Genomic DNA, 6,652 nt, shown 5'->3' with positions numbered 1-6,652 from the left:
GGGCCCGGGCCGCCCCCGGCCGCGCCGCCACGGGGGGATCGGGCGCAGGTAGGGGGGCGGGGTCCGGGGCCCTGGAAACCACGGTGCCGCACTGGGCCCGCGCCAGGCGGGCCTCGCGGTCGGACCGGGTCTCGACCCAGTCGATGCGGCATAGCGTGGTCATGGCGAGCGCGCAGCGAAGAAGCTGAGCACCTCGGCCTCGGCCTCCGCGTGGCTGATCTGGTAGCGCTCCTGCAGCAGGGCGGCCAATTTCTGCACGTGGCCGTCGGTGGCCACCAGGTCCGCCACCGAGGCGCGCGGCCAGACCGCCTTGGCCTCGGCCAGCTGGCGCTTCCAGCGGCCGGCGCTGCCGGCGATGCGGCGCAGGTAGTGCAGGTCGGGGTCCGGCGTGATGGGCAACACCGGCTCGTCCCGCGCCGCGGGCTCAGCCGGTGCCGATCCCCAGGCCCAGCCCCGCAGGGCGGCGCGCAGCGCCTGGAACAGGCCGGGCGCGCCGGCGGCGGGGAAGTCGGAAGAGTTGGCGCGCGGGCTGGTCCGGCTGCTCATGGCGACCTCGGCAGATGGCGGGGCCCGGTGGCTCTGGCGCAGGCTGCACAAGGGGTCCGGGCAACGCCACGGTGCCGGATCGGGCCCGGCGCGTCGGTGCGGTGTCCAACAGAAGCCGCGGCTCAGGCGGCCTGGTCAGCGTCCGTGCTGAAGGACTCGCCGCAGCCGCATTCGGCCGACACGCGCGGGTTCCGGAACACGAACTGCTGGTTCAGGCCCTGGCTGACGAAGTCGATCTCGGTGCCGTCCACCTGGGGCAGGCTCTCGGCATCCACCCGGACGGCGACGCCGTCGGTCTCGAACACGTGGTCATCGGGGCCGGCGGCCTTGGCGATGTCGACCACGTAGGCGAAGCCGGTGCAGCCGGACTTGCGGACGCCGAAGCGCAGGCCGATGCCGCCCGGCGTTTCGGCCAGGTAGCTGCGGACGCGGGCGGCGGCGGCGGGGGTCAGGGTGACGGCCATGGGAAAGTCTCGCGGCGAACGGGGATGGGACCGGGGCAGTATACCGGCGCTGCGTGAACCCACGCCTGCGGGTATCCTTGCGGTCTTCCGCAAATTGGCCCGTCCGGGCAGGGATTCAAGAGCATGGCAGTGGTCAGCGTCCAGCAGGCGCTCTCGGGGCAGCACGCGCCCGGCAGCGAAGTCACGGTCCGCGGCTGGGTGCGCACCCGCCGCGATTCCAAGGCCGGGCTCAGCTTCGTCAACGTCAGCGACGGTTCCTGCTTCGATCCGATCCAGGTCGTGGCCCCGTCCACGCTGGGCAACTACGAATCCGAGGTCAAGCGCCTTTCGGCCGGCTGCGCGGTGATCGCCCACGGCGTGCTCAAGCCCTCGCAGGGCCAGGGCCAGGCCTTCGAGCTCGAGGCCACGGGCATCGAAGTGGTCGGCTGGGTCGAGGACCCGGAGACCTACCCCATCCAGCCCAAGCCGCACTCACTTGAGTTCCTGCGCGAAGTGGCGCACCTGCGCCCGCGCACCAACCTGTTCGGCGCGGTCACCCGCATCCGCCACTGCCTGGCCCAGGCCGTGCACCGCTTCTTCCACGAGCAGGGTTTCTACTGGATCAGCACGCCGATCATCACCACGTCCGACGCCGAGGGCGCGGGCCAGATGTTCCGCGTCTCCACGCTCGACATGGCCAACCTGCCGCGCACCGCCAAGGGCGAGGTCGACTTCTCGAAGGACTTCTTCGGCAAGGAAACCTTCCTCACCGTGTCCGGCCAGCTCAACGTCGAGGCCTACTGCCTGGCGCTGAGCAAGGTCTACACCTTCGGCCCGACCTTCCGCGCCGAGAACTCGCACACCACGCGCCACCTGGCCGAGTTCTGGATGATCGAGCCGGAGATCGCCTTCGCCGACCTCAAGGCCGACGCCGACCTGGCCGAGGCCTTCCTGAAGTACCTGTTCAAGGCCGTGCTGGCCGAGCGCGGCGACGACCTGGCCTTCATCGCCGAGCGCGTCGAGAAGACGGCGGTCTCGCGCCTTGAAGCGATGGTGGATTCGCCCTTCGAGCGCATTGACTACACCGAGGCGGTGTCGCTGCTGCAGAAGTCCGGCCACAAGTTCGACTTCCCGGTCGAATGGGGCCTGGACCTGCAGACCGAGCACGAGCGCTGGCTCACCGAAGTGCACGTCGGCCGCCCGGTGGTGGTGATGAACTACCCCGAGCAGATCAAGGCCTTCTACATGCGCCTGAACGACGACGGCAAGACCGTCGCGGCGATGGACGTGCTGGCCCCGGGCATCGGCGAGATCATCGGCGGCAGCCAGCGCGAGGAGCGCCTGGACGTGCTGGACGCGCGCATGGCGCAGTTCGGCCTCGACGGCGAGCACTACGGCTGGTACCGCGACTTCCGCCGCTACGGCACCGTGCCGCACGCCGGCTTCGGCCTCGGCTTCGAGCGGCTGGTGGTCTACACCTGCGGCCTGGCCAACATCCGCGACGCGATCCCCTACCCGCGCGCGCCGGGCCTGGCGACGTTCTGAACCATGGGTACCGGCGCGGGTTCGCTGCTGCTGTTCCTGTTCCTCGGCCTGGCCGGTTCGGCGGCGCCGGCGCACTTCGGCTTCCGGGTGCTGGCCTTCAGGCACCAGCTCGACAAGCAGATCCCGTTCGCGCCGGGCACCGAGGACGGCGGCTGGGGCTATAGCTGGTGGCTGATGCGCTGGCAGCACCGCGCCGCCAACGACAAGAACCTGAACTTCTTCGCCGGCATCACCGCCGGCAGCGGCTGGCTCAGCCTGGTCGGCGCCGTGGGCGTCGTCGCGCTGATCGCCCTGCAGTAACCAAGGAAACCCCGCATGTCCCAGGAAAACGAGCTCGACAACGGCCCGCGCGATTCCGACCAGTGGTGGCTGGCGGCGCTGCCGCGCATGCTGGTGTGGTCGCGGCTGCGGGTGCTCGAGAGCGGCGTGGCCGAGGTCTTCGACTGCGATGGCCGCATCAACATCTACGAGAGCGAGGACGTCGCCCGCGCCGCCCTGATGGACGCCGAGTTCCGCGCCCTCGACGGCATGGACGCCGATGACGCCGAGGCCTGGGGCCTTGACCTCGAGGAGATCGAGCCGCCGCGGGCCGAGGACGATGAGACCCTGCGCGAGCTGATGGTGCAGCCGCTGAAGAACCCGCTGACCGGGGAAGACCGGTGAGCGCGTCCCTGCGTGGCCGCCACGCCCTGGTCTGCGGCGGTTCGGAAGGCATCGGCCTGGCCACCGCGCAGGCGCTGGCCGCGCTCGGCGCCGACGTCACCGTGTTGGCGCGCCGCCCCGGCCGGCTGGCCGAGGTGGTGGCCGCCCTGCCCCGCGCCGAGGGCCAGCAGCATCGCCACGTCGCCGCGGACTCCTCCGACAGCGCCGGCCTGTCCGCCTCGGTGGCCGCGCTGTGCGCGAAGTACCCGGTGCACATCCTGGTCAACAACACCGCCGGCCCGCCGGGCGGTCCCGCGCACGCGGCCGCGCCCGAGGATTACCTCGCGGTGTTCCGCCAGCACCTCGTCGCCAACCAGGTGCTGGTGCAGGCCGTGCTGCCGGGCATGCGCGCCGCCGGCTGGGGCCGCATCGTCAACGTCATCTCCACCTCGGTGAAGGAGCCGATCGCCAACCTAGGCGTCTCCAACACCATCCGCGGCGCGGTCGCGTCCTGGGCCAAGACCCTGGCCAGCGAACTCGGCCCGCACGGCATCACCGTCAACAACGTGCTGCCCGGCTACACCCGCACCCAGCGCCTGGACCAGATCCTGGCCGAGCGCGCCGCCGCCACCGGCAAGCCCGCGGAAGAGATCGCGCGCGGCATGCTGGCCACCGTGCCGGCGGGCCGCTTCGCCGAGCCGGCCGAAGTGGCCGCGGCCATCGCCTTCCTGGCCGGAAACGCGGCCGGCTACGTTAATGGCATCAACCTGCCGGTCGACGGCGGGCGCACCCGTTCCCTCTGAGGCAACCGAGCATGGACGCCAACAACCGCTGGTCCGACCGCGTTCCCTTCGCTGCCCGGGTGATGGTGCTGCACGAGGACCAGGCCTGGGTCGGCGAGGTCAAGGACCTGTCCGAAGGCGGCTGCGGCCTGTTCCGCCCGGCCACTTGCCAGCTCGAAGTCGCGGCGATCGTGCGGCTGGTGTTCTTCGATGTCTCCGGCCCCGGCGTGGTGGTGGATGCCAGGGTGGCGCGGGTCGAGAACGGCTCGCTGGGCTTCGAGTACCACGAAGTGCAGGCCGTGCCGCCGGTGCTCAAGCGCTGAGCCCACACGCGGCCTGCACGGGCGCGCCGGCAGCCTTGCGCGATGCCCGAAGGTCCTGAAATCCGCCGTGCCGCCGACCAACTCGCCAAGGCCGTGGTCGGCCAGCCGCTCACCGATGCGTTCTTCGCATTCCCCGCACTCAAGCGCTACCAGCGCTCGCTGGTGGACCACCGCATCACCGCGATCGAGCCGCACGGCAAGGCCCTGCTCACCCACTTCGACCACGGGCTGACGCTGTACTCGCACAACCAGCTCTACGGCGTCTGGAAAGTCGCGAGGGCCGGCGAGCGCCCGGACACCACGCGCTCGCTGCGGGTGGCACTGGAGACGGCGAAGAAGGCGATCCTGCTCTACTCGGCCTCCGAGGTGGAGATGTGGAAGACCGCCGAGCTGCCGCGCCATCCCTTCCTGGCCAAGCTCGGCCCCGACGTGCTGGACCTGTCGCTGGACGAAGCCACCGTGGCCGCCCGCCTGCGCGACCCGCGCTTCGCCGGCCGCGCACTGGTGGCGCTGCTGCTGGACCAGGCCTTCCTGGCCGGCATGGGCAACTACCTGCGCTCGGAAGTGCTGTTCATGGCCGGCATCGCCCCCAACCGGCGGCCGCGCGACCTCGACGACGACGAGACCCTGGCCCTGGCCCGCGCCCTGTTGGCGGTGCCGCGCGCCAGCTACGCCACCCGCGGCATCCGCCGCGCCAAGGGCATGGCCGAGGACTACCTCACCGACACCCCGCGCGGCTTCCGCTTCGAGGTCTTCGACCGCGAGGGCGAACCTTGCCGCCAGTGCGGCGACGTCATCGTCCGCCACGAGCTCGGCGGCCGCCGCCTGTACTGGTGCAAGGTCTGCCAATCCTGACCCGCGCCCTGTAGGAGGGGGTTCTGTACCTGTCCGTATCGGCACCTGCGCGGGTAAGCTTGCGGGCATGGAAATGCCGCTGACCCACCTGATCGACGGCGAAGCCCGCGGCACCGCGGGGGGCACGGCCATCGACGTTTTCGAACCGGCCACCGGGCGGGTCTACGCGCACTGCCCCGATGGCACCGCCGCCGACGTGGACGCCGCCGTGGCCGCGGCGCGGCGCGCCTTCCCGGCCTGGTCCGCCCTGCCCGCCGCCGAGCGCGCCGCCTGGATCAACCGGCTCGCCGACGCGCTCGAAGCCCGGCTGGACGAATTCGCCGCCGCCGAATCGCGCGACGTCGGCAAGCCGCTGGCGCTGGCCCGCAACCTCGACATCCCGCGCGCGGTCAGCAACCTGCGCTTCTTCGCGGCCGCCGCCACCCAGTTCGCCAGCGAATCGCACTCCACCCCGGGCGTCGTGAACTACACCCTGCGCCAGCCGCTGGGCGTGGTCGGCGTCATCAGCCCCTGGAACCTGCCGCTGTACCTGTTCACGTGGAAGTTCGCGCCGGCGCTGGCCGCGGGCAACTGCGTGGTCGGCAAGCCGTCCGAAGTGACGCCGGTGACGGCGTGGATGCTGGGCGAATTGGCGCGCGACATCGGCTTCCCGGCCGGCGTGTTCAACATCGTGCAGGGCCGCGGCGCGATTGCCGGCCAGGCGCTGGTGGACCACCCCGACGTCAAGGCCATCAGCTTCACCGGCAGCACCGCGGTCGGCGTGCGCATCGCCGAGAGCTGCGCGCGCTCGCTGAAGAAGACCTCGCTGGAGCTGGGCGGCAAGAACGCCACCCTGGTCTTCGCCGACGCGCCGAGGGAAAAACTGCTCGACACCGTGGTGCGCTCGGCCTTCCTCAACTCCGGCCAGATCTGCCTGTGCGGCTCGCGCCTGCTGGTCGAACGCCGCTACTACGCGGAATTCCGCGACGCGCTGGTCGCCCGCGCGCAGGCGCTGGCGATCGGCGACCCGGACCTCGCTGAAACCAATATCGGCCCGGTGGTCTCGCGCGCGCACTACGACAAGGTGCTGGGCTGCCTGGCCCTGGCCCGCGAGGAAGGCGGCACGATCCTGTGCGGCGGCGAGGCCGTGCGGCCCGCGGGCCGCTGCGCCGACGGCTGGTTCATCGCGCCCACGGTGATCGAAGGCCTGGGCCCGCACTGCCGCACCAACACCGAGGAGATCTTCGGCCCGGTGGTGACGCTGCAGCCCTTCGATACCGACGAGGAGGCCTTGGCGCTTGCCAACGCCACGCCGTACGGCCTCTCGGCCAGCGTCTGGACCCGCGACCTTGGCCGTGCGCACCGCCTGGCCGCGGCGCTGGAGGCCGGCGTGGTGTGGGTGAACACGTGGATGAACCGCGACCTGCGCACCCCCTTCGGCGGCGTGAAGCAGTCCGGCATCGGCCGCGAAGGCGGTTGGGAAGCGCTGCGCTTCTTCACCGAAGCCAAGAACGTCACGATCGACCTGGGATGACAC

Annotated in this window: 9 protein-coding genes; 7 read left to right on the top strand and 2 right to left on the bottom strand. The window is 71.3% G+C overall.

Annotated features, from left to right (window positions below):
* Positions 1 to 159: 159 nt before the first annotated feature.
* Together Q0C12_RS02805 and Q0C12_RS02800 are read right to left on the bottom strand one after the other, a co-directional pair.
* On the bottom strand, positions 160 to 546 hold the full coding sequence (locus Q0C12_RS02805; RefSeq protein WP_290885888.1) for a hypothetical protein: 387 nt from the start codon (positions 544 to 546) through the stop codon (positions 160 to 162).
* Positions 547 to 668: 122 nt separating this feature from the next.
* Positions 669 to 1,010: an iron-sulfur cluster assembly accessory protein gene (locus Q0C12_RS02800; protein ID WP_290885885.1), complete on the bottom strand. Its 342-nt coding sequence runs from the start codon at positions 1,008 to 1,010 to the stop codon at positions 669 to 671.
* Between the two features lie 123 nt (positions 1,011 to 1,133).
* On the opposite strand from Q0C12_RS02800, the gene asnS reads away from it, so the two are divergent.
* The 7 genes from asnS (at position 1,134) to Q0C12_RS02765 (ending at position 6,649) form a co-directional block, all read left to right on the top strand.
* Positions 1,134 to 2,534 carry an asparagine--tRNA ligase gene (gene asnS, locus Q0C12_RS02795; protein ID WP_290885882.1) on the top strand — a complete coding sequence of 467 codons (1,401 nt, stop codon included), beginning with the start codon at positions 1,134 to 1,136 and terminating at the stop codon, positions 2,532 to 2,534.
* A gap of 3 nt (positions 2,535 to 2,537) precedes the next feature.
* Positions 2,538 to 2,834, top strand: coding sequence for a hypothetical protein (locus Q0C12_RS02790; protein ID WP_290885879.1), 297 nt, complete (start codon positions 2,538 to 2,540; stop codon positions 2,832 to 2,834).
* Positions 2,835 to 2,849: 15 nt separating this feature from the next.
* Positions 2,850 to 3,197, top strand: coding sequence for a hypothetical protein (locus Q0C12_RS02785; RefSeq protein ID WP_290885876.1), 348 nt, complete (start codon positions 2,850 to 2,852; stop codon positions 3,195 to 3,197).
* Positions 3,194 to 3,979 (top strand): SDR family oxidoreductase, encoded by a 786-nt coding sequence (locus tag Q0C12_RS02780; protein ID WP_290885874.1) that lies wholly within the window; start codon positions 3,194 to 3,196, stop codon positions 3,977 to 3,979. The genes Q0C12_RS02785 and Q0C12_RS02780 overlap by 4 nt, the downstream gene beginning before the upstream one ends.
* Before the next feature lie 11 nt (positions 3,980 to 3,990).
* Positions 3,991 to 4,281, top strand: a complete 291-nt coding sequence (locus Q0C12_RS02775) for a PilZ domain-containing protein (protein ID WP_290885872.1) — start codon at positions 3,991 to 3,993, stop codon at positions 4,279 to 4,281.
* A 42-nt stretch (positions 4,282 to 4,323) separates the two neighbouring features.
* On the top strand, positions 4,324 to 5,136 hold the full coding sequence (gene nei / locus Q0C12_RS02770) for an endonuclease VIII (RefSeq protein WP_290885869.1): 813 nt from the start codon (positions 4,324 to 4,326) through the stop codon (positions 5,134 to 5,136).
* 67 nt (positions 5,137 to 5,203) lie between these two features.
* Positions 5,204 to 6,649 carry an aldehyde dehydrogenase gene (locus Q0C12_RS02765; protein WP_343212425.1) on the top strand — a complete coding sequence of 482 codons (1,446 nt, stop codon included), beginning with the start codon at positions 5,204 to 5,206 and terminating at the stop codon, positions 6,647 to 6,649.
* The last annotated feature ends 3 nt before the right edge of the window (positions 6,650 to 6,652 follow it).

Origin of the sequence: Arenimonas sp., assembly GCF_022842045.1 — a bacterium.
GTDB lineage: Bacteria > Pseudomonadota > Gammaproteobacteria > Xanthomonadales > Xanthomonadaceae > Arenimonas.
This window is presented reverse-complemented; position numbering and strand designations above follow the sequence as displayed.